The sequence below is a fragment of the Aestuariirhabdus sp. LZHN29 genome, assembly GCF_049985285.1.
Taxonomy (GTDB): Bacteria; Pseudomonadota; Gammaproteobacteria; order Pseudomonadales; family Aestuariirhabdaceae; genus Aestuariirhabdus.
In genome coordinates, this window is record NZ_JBNIEU010000002.1 from 709,354 (window position 1) to 729,207 (window position 19,854).

Sequence of the window (19,854 nt, forward strand, 5' to 3'; positions counted from 1 at the left end):
CCACCCTAATGCACAGAGTTATCCACAGATCCTGTGGGTAATTAAGTGAGGAGTTATCATCTGCTTTGGCCGCCCACGGGCGGCCCCCTGGGTTGCTCAGGCGTCGTCGTCGAGGCGGGCGCGATCTTCCCCCCCCAGGTCCTCAATGAGCTGCTCCACCAGGCTGCACAGGCAAGCGCTCATGAGTGAAAAGTCGGCGTCAAAGCGGCTGCCGGCATCATCTCCGCCCTGGTCGCTGGCCTGCTCCTGAATCTCCTCACCAAAGCGTAAGCGTTTAAGCGTAAAGTCGTCGCTCAGCAGGAACCTGACCTGGTCGTTCCAGCCTAGAGCCACCTTGTTGACCTGCTTGCCCGCCTCGAGGTGAATACGAATCTCCTCGGCGGTCAGGTCGTGCCGTTTGCAGCGAATAACTCCCCCCTCGTCTCCAGGCTCACTGAGCTCTGCCTCATCGCCCAACTCAAAGGCGGAGGGTGTCTGTTCCAGCCATTGGGTCATAACGCTGGCAGGGGCATGTTTCAGGGCTGGGGGGATGACCGGCAGGCTCCCCATGCTGCCCCTCAGGTAGCTCACCAGTTCCTCTGCACGCCGAACCGAGGAGGCGTCGACCAACAGTAGGCCCTGCCTGGGTGCAATGAATGCGTAGGTTGCACCGCTTCGGGTAAAGGCTCGGGGAAGCAGATCGAAGGTGATCTCATCCTTTAGGGTGTCGCGTTCCTTTTTGTACACCTTGCGATGCTCGGCATCCTCTATCTGTTGCACTTTGTCGGACACCATATCCCGCACGACACTGGCAGGAAGCATCTTCTCCTCCTTTCGTGCACAAAGCATCAGGTAGCCGTTGGTGCTATGAACCAGAAGTTCTCCGTGTTTACCCAGCGGAGGTACCCAGCCATAACTGGACAGCTCCTGTTTGCCGCAGGGTTTGAATGCGCCGTCGAGCAGCTGTTGCTCGAGTGATTCTGCACTATCGGTAAAGGGTTTGGTGAAGCGGTAAATAATTAGATTCTTGAACCACATGGTCGGCTATTTATGCTCTCAAAAAGGGGGGCTTATGTTAGCAGAATCATTTTCTCCAGCGTGTTTTTTTTACTTCCCGGATGATTTGGAAAAAAGTGCCGGGCAACTGTTGCGTTCGCTTCGTGTTGCTGCGTATAATTCGCGCCGTCCAACGTAGTGGGTGGTTAGCTCAGCTGGGAGAGCGTCTGCCTTACAAGCAGAGGGTCGGCGGTTCGATCCCGTCACCACCCACCAAATTGGAGCGGTAGTTCAGTTGGTTAGAATACCGGCCTGTCACGCCGGGGGTCGCGGGTTCGAGTCCCGTCCGCTCCGCCATCTTTTCTCGGTCAGGGAAGAGGGTTGGATAGATACAATAGACCATTTGAGGATTCCTCAAACTGGGTGGTTAGCTCAGCTGGGAGAGCGTCTGCCTTACAAGCAGAGGGTCGGCGGTTCGATCCCGTCACCACCCACCACTTCTTTTCGGAGCGGTAGTTCAGTTGGTTAGAATACCGGCCTGTCACGCCGGGGGTCGCGGGTTCGAGTCCCGTCCGCTCCGCCAACACTTTTTCTTGATTCACGCCCTGCTCCTGGCAGTGTCGCGTCGTGCCTGTCGTCTGCGTTTTTGGCTCAAAAATAATAATTATTATCTGCTTTACAGCTCGTTTTACTTCATGTTATGCACATAACGCTGTCGCCCAGGTGGTGGCTCGCTGTGTACAATATGCTGAGTTGAAATATATCAACGAGCGTAAGTTATTGAAAAATAAAGATAAGTTATTGATCAAAAAACATACAATCTGTATATCGGGGCATATGTATGCACTCTTAAGCGCTTTTCCATACTTTGTCCCCATATCTATCCACAGTTTTTGTGGACAACAATGGGCGGGCGAAAAAGGTTCAATATGTACACTGCTGAAACCCCCGAAATAAAGCTGCTGCTGGTCGATGGCCTCAATTTGGTGCGTCGTATTCATGGAGCTCAACAGTCTGTGGATAAGCTCGATGTCAGGTTGCTGGCATCACTGCGCCGGGCCATTCGCGAGGCGCAAGCAAGCCATCTGCTGATGGTGATGGACGGCGCGGGGCCCAGTTGGCGTCATCAGCTCTATGGGGGGTACAAGCAGGGGCGCAAACCCATGCCCGCAGATCTACAGCAATACTTACCACTGCTGTTGCAGCGCTTGGCGGTGGAGGGGGTGGCGTTGGTTGAGCAGCCGGCGGTGGAGGCCGATGATGTGATTGCTGCGGTGGTGGCACGCCTGGTTCACAAACCCCTGGGTATTCGGATACTGTCGACGGATAAAGGGTTTTTGCCACTACTCAGTGATCAGGTGGAGATTCGGGATCATTTTCGCCCATTTGACTGGTGCCCGCAGGCGGTGCGGGAGCGCTTTGGCGTGGGGCCATTGCAGCTTAGGGATCTCTGGTCGCTGAGCGGGGATAGTAGCAACCATATTCCCGGTGTTAGCGGCATTGGTCCCAAGCGGGCAACGGAGCTACTTGGGCACTATGGCAGTTTGCACAATGTGCTGGCTGCAGCGGCCTCCATAGAGGGAAAGGTGGGTCAGCAGTTGCATGCGCAACGACAGCAGGCCCTGCTTTACCGGCAACTGCTGGAACCTAATCTGAATCTTCCCTCGGTGGGTAATTTGAAGGCGCTCCGGGTCGATGGGCGCTTGCGCGCCCAGACCGGGTGACAACTCAGGAGGCGTTAGCCGCTACTCGTTGCAACATGTTGATGTAGTCGAGGAGTATGGTGCCGGCTTCCTTTACAAAGGCGTCGCCTTTCTCTGCCGAGTCGCTGCTGCTGTGTGGGGCAGGGACACTGCTCTCATCATCATCGTTTAACGCCTCCAGTGGATCTTCTCCGCGGGCTGTACGGTAGCGGTTTTCAATCGCCAGGCGTTGATCTTGCAGTGTTTCGTACTGCTGTTTGCGCTCGCTGCTTCTTAGGGGAAGCACGGTGCGCTGTTCCTGATCAAGGCGCAGTTGGGTTTGCTCTTGCAGGTAGGTGAAATCGGGATCGTTGGCAGCGCGAGCTTCATGCTGGCGTTGCAGCTTTTGCAGGTAGGGCTCGGTAGGTTCAAAGCCCATATAGGTAACCGGTCTGATCTGGTCCCAGGGCAGGGCGTCATCCAGCGCGCTTTCGCCAATTTTGCTGGTGTCGTACCTTGATGGGAAGTGAACGTCCGGCACGACCCCCTTGTGCTGGGTACTCTTGCCCGAGATGCGGTAGAACTTGGCCAGGGTGAGTTTGAGCTGTCCGTGGTTGAGCGGTTGAATGGTTTGCACCGTGCCTTTGCCGAACGTCTGGCCACCAATAATCAGTGCTCGTTGGTAATCTTGCATAGCGCCGGCGAAAATCTCAGACGCCGATGCGCTCAAGCGGTCGACCATAACCGCCATAGGGCCGTCATAGACAAGGTTGTTGTCGGGGTCTTTCTGTACATCGATTCGCCCTCTACCATCGCGTACCAGAACTGTAGGGCCTCCGGGGATGAACAGTCCGGTGAGTTCGTTAGCTTCCTGCAGGGAGCCACCTCCGTTACTGCGCAGATCAATAACAAGCCCGTCGATCCCTTCCTGCTCAAGTTCCGATAGCAGGCGCTTCACATCACGGGTGGTGCTTTTATAGTTCGGGTCCCCGGCTTGGGCTGCTTTGAAATCAATATAAAACGCAGGGATCTGAATGACGCCCAGCTTATAGGGGTTGCCCTCGTGCTCCAGTTCGATAATGCTTTTTTGGGCCGATTGCTCCTCCAGCTTTACCTTTTCTCGGGTGATGCTGTAGGTGCGGGTAACTCCGCTGTCTCCATCAGAGGGGATGACCGACAAGCGAACGACAGAGGCCTTGGGGCCGCGAATCAGCTGTACTACTTCATCCAGGCGCCAGCCGACAACATCGACCATCTCCCCATCCTCTCCCTGGGCGACACCGACGATTTTATCAGCGGGTTTGAGTTGACCGGCTTTGTCTGCTGGCCCTTTGGCGACCAGACTCACGACCTTGGTGTAATCGTCCTCTGCCTGTAAAACAGCACCGATACCTTCAAGCGAGAGGCTCATATTGATATCAAAGTTCTCGGCGTTGCGAGGTGAAAAATATTGGGTGTGGGGGTCGTAGATGCGGGCGTAGGCGTTGATGTAAACCTGAAACGCATCCTCGTTGTTGCTCTGGTAGAGTCGGTTAAGCTGCGAGCGGTAACGTTTATCCAGTAGCTCGCTGATCTCTTCGAGTTTTTTATCGTTAAGTTTTAACCGTAATACACTGTCCTTGAGCTGGCGTCGCCACAGGTCTTCAAGCTCTTTGGTGTTTTTGGCCCAGGGCTGTTCGCTACGGTCTATTTCGATAGTTTCCTCACGGTCGAAATCGAGGCGACTGAGTTGGTCACCGGTGTGGGAAAGCAAAAACTGAATGCGCTCCTCTACCCTTTGTTGATAGATGTTGTAGATGTCGAATCCGGGGGCTAGATCGCCGGTCTTCAAGGCGTTGTCGAGTTGGTCACGGTAGGCTTCAAAACGCTCGATATCGCTAACTGTAAAGTGACTGCGTGCGGGATCGAGACTGGATAGATAGCGGTCAAGGATCTTGCTGGAATGCTCGTCATCCAGCGGGATTTTTTCGTAATGGGCTCGGCGTAGTAGTTGGACCATATTTACGCTGGCGATCGCTTGCTCTCGGGTTGGCTCCAGAGGGATGAGCTGTTGCTGGTCCGGTGGGAGAACCTTGGCGCTAGCTAGCGAGCTCAGCAGCAGGGCCGCAATGATCGTTAAGGTTCTGGTGACTGCCTGATTAACCATGGAGATCTCTCAATTATTCGCGATAAGGTGTTGGAGCGATAAAGCCTAAGTTGGTTCCCGCCCAAGCCTGTGGCACCGGAATTTAGCGATTTCCCAGTGCCAGACCCACAGCTTATGCGGAAACGGCTAATATGGGTAGTCTTGGTACAGGATACAGCTTCAATGGAGAGGGTATGAAGTCTATCAACGGGTTGGTCGCAGTCGAGGGTGTGCCCCAGAGGATATCCCGTTCGGGAGGGGTGCCGGGAGCGGGAGAGGTGGCCATTAAAGTCCATGCCAGCGGGGTCAATCGGGCCGATTTAATGCAGATAAAGGGAAACTACCCTTCGCCTGCGGGATACTCGGATTTTTTGGGGCTCGAATGCGCGGGGGTGATTGAATCGGTAGGGGCGGGCGTTGAGGGCTGGAGTGAAGGTGCGCCGGTGATGGCGCTACTGGCAGCGGGAGGCTTTAACGACCGCGTGGTATGCGATGGGCGCCAGTTACTTCCGCTCCCGGATGGTTGGTCTATGGAGCAGGGTGCCGCTTTCGTTGAGGCGTACGCAACGGCATGGCTCAATCTTTTTCAATTGGGAGAGTTAAAACCCGGGGAGCGAGTGCTGCTATATGCTGGCGCCAGCGGTGTGGGTAGCGCGGCGATTCAGCTGTGTAAGCTCATGGGCAATCCGGTAACTGTGGTGGTGGGAAGTAACGCCAAGGCGGATTTCTGTCGACAGCTCGGGGCCGACCATGCGGTGCTGCGCAATAGTGATCAGTGCTGGCAACAGCTGGAAGCGCTCGGCCCCTTTGAGCTACTGCTTGACCCGGTGGCGGGTGACTGGTTGCAAAGAAGTCTCTCCATTATGGCGCAGGATGGGCGCCTGATGCTGATTGGGTTGATGGGGGGGAGTCGTTGCCAGCTGAACGCTGCAACGGTGCTGATGAAGCGGATTCGAATTCAGGGGTCGACGTTGCGTGGGCGCAGCGTAGCTTTTAAGGGGAAGCTGCTCGATTCGTTGCGTGGTGCGGTATGGGGTGGGATGAAAGAGCAGACAATAATGCCAGTGATCGACCGGGTTTTTGAGATTGAGGAGATTGCTGCGGCGTTCGAGTATCTGGCTAGTAACCGCAATATGGGTAAGATTATTGTTCGTCATGGTCAATGAAGACAGACGCGGCTGACCTAAAGAACCTTGAACTCACCAAGTGCACTGGCGGCGGAGTCGCCAGTGCAATCACTACCGATCAAACAATAGGTTGTTGATTAGTTGTAGCTACGAACGAAACCGTCGCTGGACTCAATGGCCGGAATCTGGTGCGCCATCAAGTGGGTCTTGAACAGTGGCTGGATACTGCGATTTTCTTTTTTGGTTTTTTTTCCAAACCGTTGGCTGGAAATACTTTCGATAAAGTTAAAGGGTTTGGTCCGTTGCATGGTCGTGCACTCCGCTATTTTCTATTAAAACAGTGTAGACCTTTATCTGGCCAGACACTGTTGATCAGCTGTGTAATTGCTGAAGAGGTTGGTGATTCAGCGAAGCGCTATGTTAGCGACTGTTTGTTAGGGAAAGTATTCGTATCAGTACGTATACGACCTCGACCACGACACGTTTCGAGTGTCGTGGTCGTCACACTTTTTCGGAAAATCGATCCCGCGTAATACTGCACACCTCGACAAAGGGGTTCGGTATCAAGGCCCATGCGAAAGCCATGGCATGCAAAGCAAATCGCTGAAGCCCTAGGAGAAGGGGAGCACCGGTAGCTGCATAAACTGATTCAGTGCCCGTTGCAGGTATGTCACATCTTCGCTGCCTGCGAGTTCACGGATTGAGTGCATACCGAAGGTGGGTACACCTATGTCCAGCGTGCGCACCCCGATCTCGGCGGCGGTGATGGGGCCAATGGTGCTGCCACAGGCCATATCACTGCGTACTACAAAGCTCTGGCAGGGAACCTGGGCCTGCTCACACAGGTGCCGAAAGAGCGCGGAGGTTTCACTGTTGGTTGCGTAGCGTTGGTTGCTGTTGAGTTTAATAACGGGGCCCGCATTGAGCAGCGGACCATGTTTGCTGTCATGGCGGTCGGCGAAGTTTGGGTGGATTCCATGGGCGTTATCAGCCGAGATCATGAGCGAATTTTCCATACAAATGGTGAGTGCTTCTCGCTCACCCAGAATGCGCTCGAGCACGGTAGCGAGTAATGGCCCCTGGGCACCACTACTGGATTGGCTACCCACCTCTTCGTGGTCGTTGCATACCAGCAGGCAGGGGGCCTTTTGGTCGGCTTTGTCGCTGTTGGCGATTAACGCGCTAAGGCCGGCGAAACAGCTGAGCAGGTTGTCGAGTCGGGCGCTGGCTATAAACTCGCGATTGAGACCGATTTTTGCAGGCGCCTGGGTATCATAAAAAGAGAGTTCGTAATCGAGAACCTGATCGATATCCCCGTGTTCAGGGGTTAACCACCGTTTGAGTTGGGCCCTGAAATCAGGAGCTTCGTCCTCCGCGCATAGCGCCAGAATAGGGGGAAGCTGCGTTTGCGGGTTGATACTTTGTTTTTCGTTCACCTCCCGGTTCAGGTGAATCGCCAGACTTGGAATAACCGCCACGGGATCCCGCAGGTCGAGCAGCGCGCTGCGCAGCGTACCCTCGGTGCTGCGATAACTGACTCTTCCTGCCAGTGACAGGTCTCGATCGAACCAGGGGTTCAACAGGGCGCCGCCATAGACTTCAACACCCAGTTGAAAGTAGCCTTTTTGAGACAGTTCGGGGTTGGGCTTCACGCGCAGGCATGGGCTGTCGGTATGAGCGCCGACCATGCGAAAACCGCGGTGGGTAAATGCGGCGTCTGCGCAGGTGAAGGCAACCAGGGAGGAGTCGTTGCGGGTCAGGAAGTAACGTCCATAGGGTTGCAGGTTCCAGTTTTCACCCAGCGCCAGACGTTCAAACCCTGCGTCCAGCAAACGCCGGGCAAGTTCTCCGGTGGCGTGAAACGGAGTCGGAGACTGGTGAATAAAGTCGATCAGTTGCTGGCTGAGATCGTTGCAATCGCTCATGGTGTCGGTGCTGCTTGTGTGGTTGTGATGACAGCGATTATAGCGAGTGTCGCGCCGGGGAGGGTAGCGTTCTATGCTTAAGGGCTCTATCACCGAAACTCTCTCTATGTCTCACTATCGATGTTTAGCCCTGCTGTTGGCCTGTTTGATGATCTCTTTTAGAACCCATGCCGCTGAATCGCCGGCGGTTAAGGATTTTCGTTTTCCGCTGCCGGGTGACGCCCCCGCCGCTGCGACTGTCAGTCCGATAACGGAGCCGGTAACACCTCCATCGCAGGATATTAAACCGCCTGCTGAGTTACAGCCGGGGTCACCGGTTGTCGATTCCATCGGCGCTCAGCGCGGGCAGAGTGACAGTATGGGCCAGGCGATAGCACCCGGCGGTAAGGTATTGGGGAATGTGGACTCGTTAGGGCGCGTGATTGAGCCGGGGACAGGCGCTATTCGTGGTCAGGTGCCCTCTGCTGGCCAGCCTGCGCGCCCTTTCGTAAAATAGTCGTTTTCCCCAGAGGTGGTGGATGAGGGTTTTGTTGTTATCGGCTTACGATGCCGTGAGCCACCGCTATTGGCGGCAGGGGTTGGTCGCGCAATTTCCCCAATGGCAATGGACCCAACTGGCGTTGCCGGCCCGTCACTTCAGCTGGCGTATACGGGGCAATAGCCTGAGCTGGGGGTTGGGGCAGAGCGAATTGCTCAATCGCGACTATGACCTTGTCGTTGCGACCTCAATGACCGACCTCGCAACTTTGCGTGGACTGGTGCCGAAGTTGGGCACAATTCCAACGCTGGTCTATTTCCATGAAAATCAGTTTGCCTACCCCCTGAGTGATCAGCGTACCCATTCTGTCGTGGAGTTGCAGATGTTAAACCTCTACACAGCCCTGGCAGCGGACCGAGTGTTGTTTAACAGCCACTATAACCGGAACACGTTTCTCGATGGCGTGGAGGCGTTGTTATCGCGCTTGCCCGATCATGTTCCCCCTGATGTGCGTGGACGGCTCGAAGGGCTCTCTTCTGTGTTGCCGGTGCCGCTGCTGTTTGAAAACAGCCGGGGCGGAGGTGTCGATTGGGGGGGGACGGGTGATGCGGTACGAATTCTCTGGGCCGCTCGTTGGGAGTATGACAAGGGCCCCGAACGCCTGTTGGCAGCGTTACGAATGCTGGAGGAAAAAGGCGTTAATTACCGGCTGTGTATTCTGGGTGAGCGTTTTCGCCGCGTTCCCGAAGTATTCGATATCATTGAGAATCAATTTCGTCACCGTCTGGCACAGTTCGGTTTTGCGGATAGCCGTGACCAGTATTTAGCCTGGTTGGCGTCTGCTCATTTTTTTGTCTCCACGTCGCTGCATGAGTTTCAGGGGATAGCGGCGCTTGAGGCGGTGCAGCAGGGCTGTGTGCCGGTCTTGCCTAAACGGCTGGCCTACCCGGAACTGGTACCCGAAGACTACCTCTACGCCAGCGATCTGGATAGCGTCGAGCGCGAAGCCCAGGCGTTGGTTGAACGCCTGATGATGCTGGCCCAGGCCCGACAGCCTGCTCCCGATGTTAGTGGGTTGTGTTGGGCAGGACTGGAAGCCTCCTATCGCCAACTGTTTGAAACCCTGGCACGGGCATAAGCGGTGCGGTGGTGCCCTGACGCTTTACGGGCACGAAGGGCGTGGTGAGCAGGAGGCGTTATAAAATTGCGATTGGCCGCGGCCCAATAGCCGGTTCATCATCTGAGCAGGCCATCATCAATGCTTATTCGGGTGGGGACTCCCATGCTATGCCAGTATGGATTGGTCTTGGACAAGCGGACCTTTGTTATTGTGATATCGGCGCCAGGGTAGCATTTCGAAACAGATTAGTTCCCCAATACGGATCAGGATCACGCTATAATCCGGCGAATATTTACTCCCTTGTTTGCAACAGGTAGATACGTTTCCTCTGACTATGGCGTTTGAGACCCCTTGTTTTCGCTGGTATTTTCTTGCTCCCCGCTTCTGGCTGCTCTGGCTTGGGCTGGGGGTTGGTTGGCTGCTGGTGCAGCTCCCCTACCGGTTGTTGTTACCCCTGGGTCGTGTGCTGGGCCGACTGTTGATGCGTTACGGTAAACGGCGCGTTGCAATAGCGCGTAAAAATCTTGAACTCTGTTTTCCAGAACTCTCGTTGGATCAGCGTGAGGTTCTGTTACGGAAAAATTTTGAGTCGATGGGTATCGGTGCGATTGAAGTGGGGATCAGTTGGTGGTGGCCTAAATGGAGACTTTATCGGCTTTTCCACGCTGAGGGGCTCGCCAATCTGGAGGCTATCGAGGGGCAGGGGGCGCTTATGTTGTGCTTGCACTTTTCCACCCTGGAGGTCGGTGCAGGATATCTGGCTCACCAATGCCGGATCGATGCCATGTATCGTAAACACAGCAATCCGCTTTTTGATTGGGTGCAGCAGCGGGGTCGCCAGCGCCATAATCTGGAGGGCGAAACCATTGAGCGCGAAGATGTACGTAGCATGCTCAGGGCGTTACGTAATGGCCATCGTATCTGGTACGCTCCGGATCAGGATTACGGGCGTAAGCAGAGTGTTTTCGTTCCTTTTTTTGGCGTGACGGCCGCATCGGTTACCGCAACCTCACGATTTGCTCGACTAGGCAAAGCGAAAGTAGTGCCGTGCATCCAGACTCGTTTGGCGGATGGTTCCGGTTACCGAATGCGCTTTCTGCCGGCACTGGAAGACTTTCCTACGGAAAATGAGGAGGCGGACGCCCGGCGCATAAACGAATTGATTGAAACAGAAATACGGAAGCAGCCGGAGCAGTATATGTGGCTGCACCGGCGTTTCAAGACGCGTCCCGAGGGTGAATCTTCGTTTTACTGAGGGGGTAAGGGTGTCAGGGTCAAGCGGATTGCACCGTCGTCACTGGTCAGCACGAGCGTATCTCCACGATGCTGGAAAGAGGTGGCGCTTGAGACGGCCTGCAGCAGCTGTTGTTCTTGCTGCATTAATGGTTCCGGGCAGGCCATCATGGTTGACCCTAGCGGACCGATCTTGATCTTCTGCTTGTCAACGCTGTAGCCACCAAAGAATCCATTACAGCCGCCATGGCCGTTAATGCGCCCGTTGTCGGTGCTTTTCGCGCTGAGTTGAAGCTTTGCCCGTACTGGCAGGGAGATTACCGATCCGTCGATAACCAGTTGCTCAAGCACCCAGTTGCCTTTCAAAGGATAGGCTGTGGGTTGGTCGGGCGCGGTAGCGCAACCGGCCAGGCCAATAAGAGCGGTCATTAGCAGTGCCGTGGATCGAATCATGGTTAAAGCCTTTTGTTATAGTGGCTGTTAGGAAGCCTACGAACAACTCCCTGGCGCCTCTGGTTTTCAGGCAACACCGGGGGCCTATTCACAGGCTCCTTAGGATATCAGCGCAGGCAAGGGTTCCAACGTGGTCAGCGAGCAGGTTAGCCGGCAAAAATCACGCGCACGGAATCGAGCTGCAGGGGCGACTGCTTTAGCTTTGTTTCGCCATCCCGGGCCAGCGCGGTGAGGTGACTCAGCTCGCTATCCCGAATATTGGGGTTCACCGCCTTCAATGCCAGCATGCGCTGCAGTTCATCGGAGACCTCTTGTCGGAACTGTTGGCAGGCGCTGGCAATCACCGTGTTAGCCTGGGTATGCACTGCTTTATCTGCGGCTTTGAGGGCGTCAAGCAGGGGTTGCCGCTGGGCATTGATTAACTGCCGTGCAGTGGCCCGTTTCAGCGGTTGAAGCTGCCCGTCCAGGGTGTCGAACGCAACCTTGTTTGCAAGGTCATTGCCCTTGGGGTCGATCAGGGCCCGAATCGCGGTGGGGGGGAGGTAACGCTTAAGCTGGTTACGCTCGCCTCCAGGGCTGCTGATGACATAGATAGCCTCCACCAACATGGTTCCGGGCTTAATACCGCGGTTATTGATGAGTCCGACGGCGGTGTTACCCAACTCGCTGCCGAGGATCATCTCCATGCCTTCGAGCACCATGGGGTGTTCCCAGCTAATAAACTGCATATCTTCGCGGGCAAGGGCCTGTTCGCGGTTCCAGGTCATGGTGGCCCCATCGCGTGGCAGGCCAGGGAAGTCATGCAGCAGGGACTGGTCCGAGGGGCGCACAATCATGGCGTGTTTTGAGTGCTCTTCGCTCTCCAGCCCGTAGCAGTCCAGCATCAGATTGAGGTAGCGTTTGAGCGCATCAACCTCGGCGGCGGACTCGATGCTTTCGATCAGTGGCTGGGTCGGCTCAAGCCCTCGGGAATTTATTTCGAGCAGTCGATCGCGCCCTTGCTGCATCTCCTGTTGCAAAATTTCCCGTTGCTGCTGACTCTCATTGAGCAACTCGACGATACGGCTATCTTGCCCGAATGCACCCTCCACCAGCAGTGGAATCAGTTGCTCGGCAAAACGGCTGAACAGGGCGCTACCGGTGGGACAGGTATCGACAAAGGCGTTCAGTCCTTCGTGATACCAGCGGTACAGGGTGTGCTGTGCGGAGTCTGTAAATAGTGGTACATGCAGTCGAATGGTCTCGGTCTGGCCGATTCGATCGAGACGACCGATGCGTTGTTCCAGCAGATCCGGGTTATCGGGCAGGTCAAACAGTACCAGATGGTGGGCGAACTGAAAGTTGCGACCCTCACTGCCGATTTCCGAGCAGATCAGCACCTGGGCGCCAAAATCCTCTTCGGCGAAATAGGCTGCGGCGCGGTCGCGCTCCATAATGCTCATGCCTTCGTGGAATACCGCAGAGGGAATGCCCGAGCGAACACGCAACGCTTCGTCGAGTTCCAGTGCTGTTTCCGCCTGGGAGCAGATAACCAGCACTTTCTGTTTGAGGTGTTTTAGCAGCACCATCAGCCACTCTACGCGCGGGTCGAAACGCCACCATGGATCGCTCTCCTCGCTGGAAACATGCAGCTGATAAGCGCGTTCGGGGTAAAGCTGATTGTTAATCGATGAAGCGCCTTGCAGGGCAAGGGTATAGAGTTCCGGTAGCTCCAGTGGGTAATCCTGTACAACCCGGCCAGGAAAGCCTTGAATGGCGGCGCGAGTATTACGAAACAGTACCCGGCTGGTGCCGTGGCGGTCCAACAGTTGGCGTATCAGCTGTGCCCGCGCCAACTCCCGCTCCGCGCTGGAGGTCGCTGCATCGGCGTCTGCCAAGCGTTGCTGGTTATCGGGGTCATTCAGTAGTTTCCCTAGTGTCTGCAGGGTTGCACAGGGGAGTGGTTGCTCACTTAGCAGGTGCAGGACGGCATCGGCTACCGGGCGGTACCGGGCCTCTTCGTCTAGGAACTGTTCGAGCCCAGGGTAGCGGTCAGGATCGAGTAAGCGCAAGCGGGCAAAGTGACTCGCTTTGCCGAGCTGCTCAGGCGTCGCGGTAAGCAGCAAGACCGATGGCGTCTGCTGGGCGAGCCGCTCCACCAGAAGGTACTCTTGGCTTGGGTTCTGGGCTTGCCATTGCAAGTGATGGGCTTCATCGACCACCAGCAGATCCCAGCCCGCATCGATCAGTTGGCTTTGCAGGGGGCCGGGCTCTGACGCCAGTTGTGTCGAGCAGATCACCAGCTGCTCGCTTTCGAAAGGGTTCTCCTCACTCATCTCTTCGCAGCGAGCTCGGTCAAACAGGCTGAAGTGAAGGTTGAAACGGCGCAGCATCTCTACCAGCCACTGGTGCTGTAAGGTTTCCGGTACCAGTACCAGTACGCGGCGGGCTTCACCGGTCAAAAGTTGATGGTAAAGAATCATCCCCGCTTCGATGGTTTTCCCCAGACCAACCTCATCGGCTAGAAGTACCCGGGGAGCATGTCGTGTTGATACTTCGCGGGCAATATGTAGCTGGTGAGGGATAAGATTGGTGCGCGCCCCGCATAGTCCCAGTAGCGGCGAGCGCAGGGTGCGGTTGTAATGGGTGAGTGTACGATAGCGCAGTGCAAACTGATTGAGCTGGTCGACCTGCCCGGCGAGCAGGCGTTCGCGAGGCTTGTTGAACTGAATGAAGTTATCAAGGCAGGACTCAGGCAAGCTTTGTTTCTGGCCCTCATCGTCAACGCCGATGTAGGTAATCAAGCCCTCTTTGGAGGTGACCTCGGTGACCTGCAGAATCCAGCCTTCATGGCTCTTGACGCTGTCACCGGCTGCAAATTCGACTCGATGCAGCGGGTGATTGTGTCGAGCGTAGGCGCGGGTTTCACCACTGCCTGGATAGAGTACGGTGATCAGTCGATGATCCAGGGTGAGAATAGTGCCCAGCCCAAGGTCATTTTCAGCCTCGCTGATCCACCGCTGCCCAGGAACAAAATCGATCATACAGCCACCACCCTCGGTCAAAAAAAGGCGCTATGGTAATGGAAAGATAGGGAATAACAAGGAGTATTGTAGCAAGGGAGTGACCCGCAGGCTTTTAAAGTGATCCCGAGGAGTAATAAAGCGCAAGGGTGCAGCGCCACCCCCGGGGGATGGGGGGTTAGGGGCAGCGCTGCAAAAACAGGAAAGAGGTGGGATTATTCGCTGGCAGGGGCGCTGCCGATATCAAGAATCAGCTCGGGTTTGCCCTTCAAGGCCTGGGAGAAAACCTCTTTATTTCCAGCAATAAGCAGACCGATCTCCTCCGCCAGGGACTCATCCAGTTGACTGAACTGCGCCTCTAGCAGCGAAGTGATGTTCGCAGCCAGTTCCAGCATTTTGTCGTGCTCTTCAGCGCTTTTTTTGTCGGCGAACATACTTCCGTCCCTATCGCATTGCCACATTGGGATAACAGCCATCGTATACCTCGTTTGGTCATCACAGCTTTAGTGATTAGTTTTTGATACTGTATATATCAACAGTATATTTGTCCAGCCCAATTTGTTCTTGCTAGGCTACACAGTGTTGGACGAGTCTGTGTTTACGAGGCTTCCGAGAGTCGGCGGGGTAAAATGATGGTTAAGGAGCAGGAGTCGGTGATCAGTCCCGAAGAGTTGCCGTGCAATGCCCGTGCAACAACCATTCCCCTGGTGGATGGGACCCTGCAGTGGTACCCGACCTTTTTATCCGCGGAGGTAGCCGATACCCTGTTGCGGACGTTTGAGAGCAAGGTCACCTGGCGGCAGGACTTCTTGCAGATGGGGGCTCGACACATCACTATCCCACGCCTGCAAGCCTGGTATGGTGATCAGGGGTATCGCTATTCGGGGTTGTGGCTGGAACCGGCACCCTTTTTAGGCGAGCACCATGTTCTGTTGAAGATTTTGCGCGAATCCTTGGGGCTGCGCATCAACTCAGTGTTGATGAATCTCTATAGAGATGGCAATGACAGTGTCGGGTGGCACGCAGACGATGAATCAGTACTGGGGGAAAATCCCTGCATCGCATCGCTGAGCCTGGGGGGGACACGTCGGTTCCACCTGCGCCACCGCCAGGATTCCCGGCAGAGGCTGTCGCTGGAACTAAGTCATGGCTCGTTGCTGGTGATGTCGGGCCCCATTCAGCACTGCTGGCGTCACCAGATCCCCAAGACCCGGCGCCCCGTAGCGCCGAGGATCAACCTGACTTTCCGCTATCTTCACCCCGATAGAGTTTGAGATAGGTCAACTTATTCGTTATGTCTGATGGTTCAGTGTATGGAAATTGATCGGTGTCAATTCTGCATGGCTTGGCCGGTGGTAGCCTCGTTAGCAATTCAAGGTTATTACAGGGAGTGACAACCATGTTTTTAGATGAAGTAGTGTTGGCTGGGTTACTAACCGTTGGTTTGATGATCTCATTTTTTGCCGGGCTCTATTACTTCCTTCGTAAAGACATGGATAAGCATCCATAGCATTGTCGCTTGCCTGCACCGAATAAGGCGGAATCAGAAGTCCTGTGGGTTGTCAGGTTCTCACAGGGTCTCTGGTTCCGCCTTACCTTTTTTGAAGCGCTTTCCGGGGTCTCTTCCTGGATTTGCTCTTATTCGACATCCTCTCCCCCGATACGCCCCGTGCGACCTTGTATAGGGCTGCATAGTATAGGGCTGCAAAGCTGTGGTTTGTCACGGGTCTACCAAGTTCCACGGTTGTTGCTGCCCTATTCAGCGGATCAATAGTCGTTGTGATTCGGCCCTCGGTTGGGAAATGATATCGGCCAAGTCAGTTATCTAACGGGGACACTATGAGTAAACGAGTAATGATTACCGGCGCCGGCAGTGGCTTGGGTCGAGAGTTGGCCTATTGCTATGCGCGTCAGGGGTGCAGGGTGGCACTGGCCGATCTCAATGATGAGGGGTGCCAGCAAACGGCCCTTCAGGTTACTGAACTCGGTGGCGTCGCAGAGGTTTTTCACTGCGATGTGCGCCGACCAGAACAGTTGCAGCAGATATCGGACACCCTGGAGGCCAAGTGGGGTGGGGTGGATTTATTGATCAACAACGCAGGCGTAGCCGGAGGTGGTGCCTTCGCTGACCTGAGTGACGATGAGTGGGACTGGATGCTGGGCATCAACCTTAAAGGCGTGATCAATGGGTGCCGGATTTTTCTCCCAGGTCTGCAAAAAAACCGGGGGCAGATCTGTAATATCGCATCGATGGCCGGGTTGCTCGGCGCGCCGGGTATGAGCCATTACAATGTGGCCAAGGCTGGGGTAGTTGCGCTGTCAGAAAGCCTGCAGGCAGAACTTGCCCCTCAAGGGTTAGCCGTTAGCGTGGTGTGCCCCTCATTTTTCCAAACCAATTTGCTGGACTCCTATCGCGGTAGCTCTGAAACACTCAAAACCAACGTGGCGAAGTTGTTGGCCGGATCGCCCATTAGCGCTGAAGAGGTCGCGCAACGCATTGTTGAAGGGGTGGATGCCGGTCAATTTATGATTCTTCCCCACGATGAAGGGGCTCTAGCCTGGGAGTTCAAACGCAAGGATCCGGAAGGGCACCGGCTGATGATGGAACAGCTGGCCATTAAAATGGCAGAGAAGGGGATGTAATCCCTTTTTTCGAGGGGGTGATGCCTGGGCTCGATTTCGTTTACTATCCCATTACCTGATCGATACTGACACGGTTAAACCCCCTTATGGATATGCTCGAACAAGTTCGCCAACAGCTACACGCCACCTTTGCACCTTCGTATCTCGAAGTGCTTAACGAAAGCCATATGCACCGGGTTGAACCGGGCTCCCAAAGTCATTTTAAGGCGGTTGTGGTCAGCGATGCCTTTGAGGGTGTACGCACCCTCAAGCGCCATCAGCAGATTTACGCAGCGCTCGCACAGGAGATGCCACTGATTCATGCGCTGGCGCTTCACACCTATACGCCGGGTGAGTGGGCTTTGCGCGAAGAGGCCCCTAAAACGCCTAACTGCCTCGGTGGAGAGTAGGTATGCACCTGTACTACTTTTTTGACCCGATGTGTTCCTGGTGCTGGGGGTTTGCGCCTCAGTTTTCCCGCCTGCACAAGGATTATAGCGAGCAGATACCCATATCCATGGTTGTGGGCGGGTTGCGCAGTGAAAGCCAGCCCATGACGGATGAGCAACGCGCGACCATCCGGGGCTATTGGCAGCGGGTACAGGAAGCGAGTGGTCAGCCCTTTGATTTTGAAAATGGACTGCCCGCAGGCTTTGTTTACGATACCGAACCGGCGTGCCGGGCTGCAGTTGTTGTCCGTGAACTCGATGCATCGCGGGAGCTTTTGTTTGTCGAGTCGATGCAGCGGGCTTTTTACCAAAAAGCTCAGGATATTACCGATAGTGCCGTTGTTGAACGCCTGGCGGTTGAGGCGGGGGTGGATGGTGCGCGTTTTGCTGAGGCGTTGGCCAGTGACGCGATGCGGGCACGGACACGGGCCGATTACGAGTTATCAGCGAGTCTCGGTATACAGGGGTTTCCAACGCTGGCGCTGAAGCGTGATCAGCAGTGGATCGGGATCAGTCAGGGGTATCTGCCATGGGACTCTTTGCAGACGAGGATGGAGGCAGCCCTGGCTCAGTCGTAGTGGGCTCAGCCCTGGTTTTCATGCGCAATAGATAGAGGCTTACACCACAGGCGATCGCGAGGAGCATCAGTCTCAGGGGCCAGTTTTGCATCAGCGCGGCGCTGATCAGAATCGTTCCCCACATCAGACAGAGAGTGTAGGTACGCGCCCTGGCAGGGATACCTTCGCCATCGAGATAGTAGCTAATGTAGTTTCCCAGTCGTGGGTGTTGCAGCAGCCATAGATAGAAATGTTCCGAACTGCGCAGAAAACAGGCGGCGGCTAGCAGGAGAAACGGTGTGGTAGGGAGCACTGGAAGAAAGATACCTGCGACCCCCAGCACAACCGCTAACCAGCCACAGCCGAACAGCAGCCAGCGCAGGATGAGGTTATTAACCGGTTTAAATGGATGTGGACTCATGGTTTCATACTACAACCCGGTAGCGGGCGTGCATAGATCGATATCCGTTCCAATCATAGAGCAGTGAGGAGCTAGTTGTGGGCAGTACTTCAGAGCAGTTTCCCGTGGAGATAGAGCAAAACGTAGTGTGGGGGGATATGGATGCCTTTCAGCACGTTAATAATCGGGTCTATTTCCGTTATTTCGAAGATGCCCGTATGGCCTATTTCGAGCGGGCAGGGGTGATGGAAACCATGGCCAGCAGTGGCAAGGGGCCTATTCTGGGGTCTACCCAGTGCAAGTATCGAGCGCCGCTCACCTACCCCGATAGCATTCGGATCAGCACGCGTATCGAGTCTATTTCGGCGGATCGGTTCGTGATGCGTTATCGGGTCTGGAGCGAAGAGCTGGATTGTGTTGCTGCCGAGGGAGAGGGCACGATCGTCTATTTTGATTATCAGGCGGGAGGCAAGTGTTCGCTTCCGCAGAGCGTTCGGCAGGCACTGATGGATATAGAGGCGTCGGTTGGGAGTTGTCCGGAGGTGCTCGGCTAGTGGATATCCGAACCCGATACCTTGTCGCCGCCAGCGCTGATGTGGATCTTATCGCCGAAAATCCTCACCAGCCGGAGCGCTGGCCGGGTTTTGCCTGCATGAATCTTGACCTGGAGAAACTGGTCGACCTGTTGGCGTTGAGCCTGGGCCAGCCCTTGAACGGGGAGTTGATCCAGTCGTTTGAAGTGCTGAACCAGGCCAGTGTACATGGCCCCTGGCTGATTCGGCTGCCGGGAGCCTTGTGCTCTGCACTGGTGGGTCTCGATGACGCAGCTCGGGGGGCTCTGGCACTACAGTGGTCAGGTGCGGACTCCTTTAAAGGAGCACCTTGGAGTAGTGATGATCTGCGTACCGCATTAAAGCATCTTGGGGCGCTGGCGCAGCTGGCTCAGGAGCGGAATGAAAATGTGCTGCTTTATCAGGGATTCGATGGCGAGCCTGTTGTTGTGGGCTGATAAAGGACTTTACTGGAGATCCAGAGTGTGAAAATGGAATTGATGAGGGGCAGGGATGAATAAGTGGGTGGTATTTCCCCGCTACGGGTTTGGCTCCTTGTTGGCAGGGATGGTGCTTATTTTAACGGTGGCGTCGTTCTCTGGCAGCAGTTTTGAGGAACGCTTGCTGGAGCGTATAAGTATAAGCTTGTTGTTGATCGCGTCGGTCTACCTGCTGAGTCGTAAGCGGCACATGCTGGTTTTAGCCGCGCTGTTTTCGATACCGACTCTGGTGACTAACTGGGCAGCCGTTGTCTATTCGCACTCCTGGCTACAGTTGGCAGACCACGTCACAAACGTGATTTTTTTTGGCTATGTGACCTGGTGCCTGTTGCAGCAGATCTTCAAGGCGGAGCGGGTCGGTACTGACACTATTATGGGCTCCATCTGTATTTACCTTCTACTGGGGTTTACCTGGAGCTTTCTCTACGGGGCTCTCGCAGTAGTGCAGCCGGGGGCTTTTGCAGATATGACCGCAGAGCAGATATCAACACTGGTTTACTTCAGCTTTGTAACGCTGTCGACGCTGGGTTATGGCGATATTCTCCCGGTAACGCGGCAGGCGCAGATGCTGGCCTATAGTGAAGCCCTGACGGGGCAGCTGTACCTGGCGGTGCTGGTTGCTCGCCTGGTAGGGCTTTACCGCGTGAAGTGATGC

At 55.3% G+C, this 19,854-nt stretch carries 21 protein-coding genes and 4 tRNA genes; 17 read left to right on the plus strand and 8 right to left on the minus strand.

The window, feature by feature from the left end; genetic code table 11:
• Nucleotides 1–96 precede the first annotated feature (96 nt).
• Entirely contained in the window at nt 97–1,017 is a 921-nt protein-coding gene (gene rdgC, locus ACP3PW_RS10055; RefSeq protein WP_426416562.1) for a recombination-associated protein RdgC, read from the minus strand.
• 158 nt (nt 1,018–1,175) lie between these two features.
• Here rdgC and ACP3PW_RS10060 point away from each other — a divergent pair.
• The 5 genes from ACP3PW_RS10060 to ACP3PW_RS10080 all read left to right on the plus strand — a co-directional run bounded on the left by ACP3PW_RS10060 (nt 1,176) and on the right by ACP3PW_RS10080 (nt 2,699).
• Nucleotides 1,176–1,251, plus strand: a tRNA-Val gene (locus ACP3PW_RS10060).
• Nucleotides 1,252–1,255: 4 nt separating this feature from the next.
• Nucleotides 1,256–1,332: transfer RNA gene (locus ACP3PW_RS10065), tRNA-Asp, on the plus strand.
• A gap of 64 nt (nt 1,333–1,396) precedes the next feature.
• Nucleotides 1,397–1,472, plus strand: a tRNA-Val gene (locus ACP3PW_RS10070).
• Between the two features lie 9 nt (nt 1,473–1,481).
• Nucleotides 1,482–1,558: transfer RNA gene (locus ACP3PW_RS10075), tRNA-Asp, on the plus strand.
• Between the two features lie 346 nt (nt 1,559–1,904).
• A complete protein-coding gene (locus tag ACP3PW_RS10080; RefSeq protein ID WP_426416563.1) occupies nt 1,905–2,699 on the plus strand; it encodes a 5'-3' exonuclease H3TH domain-containing protein in 795 nt (264 codons plus the stop codon).
• A 4-nt stretch (nt 2,700–2,703) separates the two neighbouring features.
• Here ACP3PW_RS10080 and ACP3PW_RS10085 read toward each other — a convergent pair whose 3' ends face one another.
• Nucleotides 2,704–4,803, minus strand: a complete 2,100-nt coding sequence (locus tag ACP3PW_RS10085; RefSeq protein ID WP_426416564.1) for a carboxy terminal-processing peptidase — start codon at nt 4,801–4,803, stop codon at nt 2,704–2,706.
• Nucleotides 4,804–4,976: 173 nt separating this feature from the next.
• Between ACP3PW_RS10085 and ACP3PW_RS10090 the strand changes: the two genes are divergently transcribed.
• Entirely contained in the window at nt 4,977–5,948 is a 972-nt protein-coding gene (locus tag ACP3PW_RS10090; protein WP_426416565.1) for an NAD(P)H-quinone oxidoreductase, read from the plus strand.
• 98 nt (nt 5,949–6,046) lie between these two features.
• On the opposite strand, the gene ACP3PW_RS10095 is transcribed toward ACP3PW_RS10090, so the two are convergent.
• Both ACP3PW_RS10095 and ACP3PW_RS10100 read right to left on the minus strand, forming a co-directional pair.
• Nucleotides 6,047–6,217 (minus strand): hypothetical protein, encoded by a 171-nt coding sequence (locus tag ACP3PW_RS10095; RefSeq protein WP_426416566.1) that lies wholly within the window; start codon nt 6,215–6,217, stop codon nt 6,047–6,049.
• A gap of 303 nt (nt 6,218–6,520) precedes the next feature.
• Complete coding sequence (locus ACP3PW_RS10100) at nt 6,521–7,834, minus strand: M18 family aminopeptidase (protein WP_426416567.1); 1,314 nt, start codon at nt 7,832–7,834, stop codon at nt 6,521–6,523.
• 73 nt (nt 7,835–7,907) lie between these two features.
• On the opposite strand from ACP3PW_RS10100, the gene ACP3PW_RS10105 reads away from it, so the two are divergent.
• From ACP3PW_RS10105 to lpxL, 3 genes are all read left to right on the plus strand, one after another.
• Nucleotides 7,908–8,330 carry a hypothetical protein gene (locus ACP3PW_RS10105; RefSeq protein ID WP_426416568.1) on the plus strand — a complete coding sequence of 141 codons (423 nt, stop codon included), beginning with the start codon at nt 7,908–7,910 and terminating at the stop codon, nt 8,328–8,330.
• Nucleotides 8,331–8,352: 22 nt separating this feature from the next.
• The gene (locus ACP3PW_RS10110) at nt 8,353–9,450 is read left to right on the plus strand and encodes a tRNA-queuosine alpha-mannosyltransferase domain-containing protein (RefSeq protein ID WP_426416569.1); all 1,098 of its coding nucleotides are present in this window, start codon (nt 8,353–8,355) and stop codon (nt 9,448–9,450) included.
• Between the two features lie 316 nt (nt 9,451–9,766).
• On the plus strand, nt 9,767–10,687 hold the full coding sequence (lpxL, locus tag ACP3PW_RS10115) for an LpxL/LpxP family Kdo(2)-lipid IV(A) lauroyl/palmitoleoyl acyltransferase (RefSeq protein WP_426416570.1): 921 nt from the start codon (nt 9,767–9,769) through the stop codon (nt 10,685–10,687).
• On the opposite strand, the gene ACP3PW_RS10120 is transcribed toward lpxL, so the two are convergent.
• The 3 genes from ACP3PW_RS10120 to ACP3PW_RS10130 form a co-directional block, all read right to left on the minus strand.
• Nucleotides 10,681–11,118, minus strand: coding sequence for an META domain-containing protein (locus tag ACP3PW_RS10120; RefSeq protein ID WP_426416571.1), 438 nt, complete (start codon nt 11,116–11,118; stop codon nt 10,681–10,683). The genes lpxL and ACP3PW_RS10120 overlap by 7 nt on opposite strands.
• A 146-nt stretch (nt 11,119–11,264) precedes the next feature.
• Complete coding sequence (gene rapA / locus ACP3PW_RS10125) at nt 11,265–14,141, minus strand: RNA polymerase-associated protein RapA (RefSeq protein ID WP_426416572.1); 2,877 nt, start codon at nt 14,139–14,141, stop codon at nt 11,265–11,267.
• 194 nt (nt 14,142–14,335) lie between these two features.
• Complete coding sequence (locus ACP3PW_RS10130; protein ID WP_426416573.1) at nt 14,336–14,596, minus strand: YebG family protein; 261 nt, start codon at nt 14,594–14,596, stop codon at nt 14,336–14,338.
• 153 nt (nt 14,597–14,749) lie between these two features.
• Between ACP3PW_RS10130 and ACP3PW_RS10135 the strand changes: the two genes are divergently transcribed.
• From ACP3PW_RS10135 to ACP3PW_RS10155, 5 genes are all read left to right on the plus strand, one after another.
• Nucleotides 14,750–15,394, plus strand: coding sequence for an alpha-ketoglutarate-dependent dioxygenase AlkB family protein (locus ACP3PW_RS10135; protein WP_426416574.1), 645 nt, complete (start codon nt 14,750–14,752; stop codon nt 15,392–15,394).
• Nucleotides 15,395–15,519: 125 nt separating this feature from the next.
• On the plus strand, nt 15,520–15,630 hold the full coding sequence (gene ccoM / locus ACP3PW_RS10140; RefSeq protein WP_426417036.1) for a cytochrome c oxidase subunit CcoM: 111 nt from the start codon (nt 15,520–15,522) through the stop codon (nt 15,628–15,630).
• A gap of 329 nt (nt 15,631–15,959) precedes the next feature.
• On the plus strand, nt 15,960–16,763 hold the full coding sequence (locus ACP3PW_RS10145; RefSeq protein WP_426416575.1) for an SDR family oxidoreductase: 804 nt from the start codon (nt 15,960–15,962) through the stop codon (nt 16,761–16,763).
• Between the two features lie 86 nt (nt 16,764–16,849).
• On the plus strand, nt 16,850–17,152 hold the full coding sequence (locus ACP3PW_RS10150) for a BolA family protein (protein WP_426416576.1): 303 nt from the start codon (nt 16,850–16,852) through the stop codon (nt 17,150–17,152).
• 2 nt (nt 17,153–17,154) lie between these two features.
• Nucleotides 17,155–17,769, plus strand: a complete 615-nt coding sequence (locus ACP3PW_RS10155; protein ID WP_426416577.1) for a DsbA family protein — start codon at nt 17,155–17,157, stop codon at nt 17,767–17,769.
• On the opposite strand, the gene ACP3PW_RS10160 is transcribed toward ACP3PW_RS10155, so the two are convergent.
• Nucleotides 17,702–18,169 (minus strand): YbaN family protein, encoded by a 468-nt coding sequence (locus tag ACP3PW_RS10160; protein ID WP_426416578.1) that lies wholly within the window; start codon nt 18,167–18,169, stop codon nt 17,702–17,704. The genes ACP3PW_RS10155 and ACP3PW_RS10160 overlap by 68 nt on opposite strands.
• Nucleotides 18,170–18,246: 77 nt before the next feature.
• On the opposite strand from ACP3PW_RS10160, the gene ACP3PW_RS10165 reads away from it, so the two are divergent.
• The 3 genes from ACP3PW_RS10165 to ACP3PW_RS10175 are packed head-to-tail and all read left to right on the plus strand — an operon-like array spanning nt 18,247 to nt 19,851.
• Nucleotides 18,247–18,702, plus strand: coding sequence for an acyl-CoA thioesterase (locus ACP3PW_RS10165; RefSeq protein ID WP_426416579.1), 456 nt, complete (start codon nt 18,247–18,249; stop codon nt 18,700–18,702).
• Nucleotides 18,702–19,157: a hypothetical protein gene (locus tag ACP3PW_RS10170; RefSeq protein WP_426416580.1), complete on the plus strand. Its 456-nt coding sequence runs from the start codon at nt 18,702–18,704 to the stop codon at nt 19,155–19,157. The genes ACP3PW_RS10165 and ACP3PW_RS10170 overlap by 1 nt, the downstream gene beginning before the upstream one ends.
• Before the next feature lie 55 nt (nt 19,158–19,212).
• Entirely contained in the window at nt 19,213–19,851 is a 639-nt protein-coding gene (locus ACP3PW_RS10175; RefSeq protein WP_426416581.1) for an ion channel, read from the plus strand.
• The last annotated feature ends 3 nt before the right edge of the window (nt 19,852–19,854 follow it).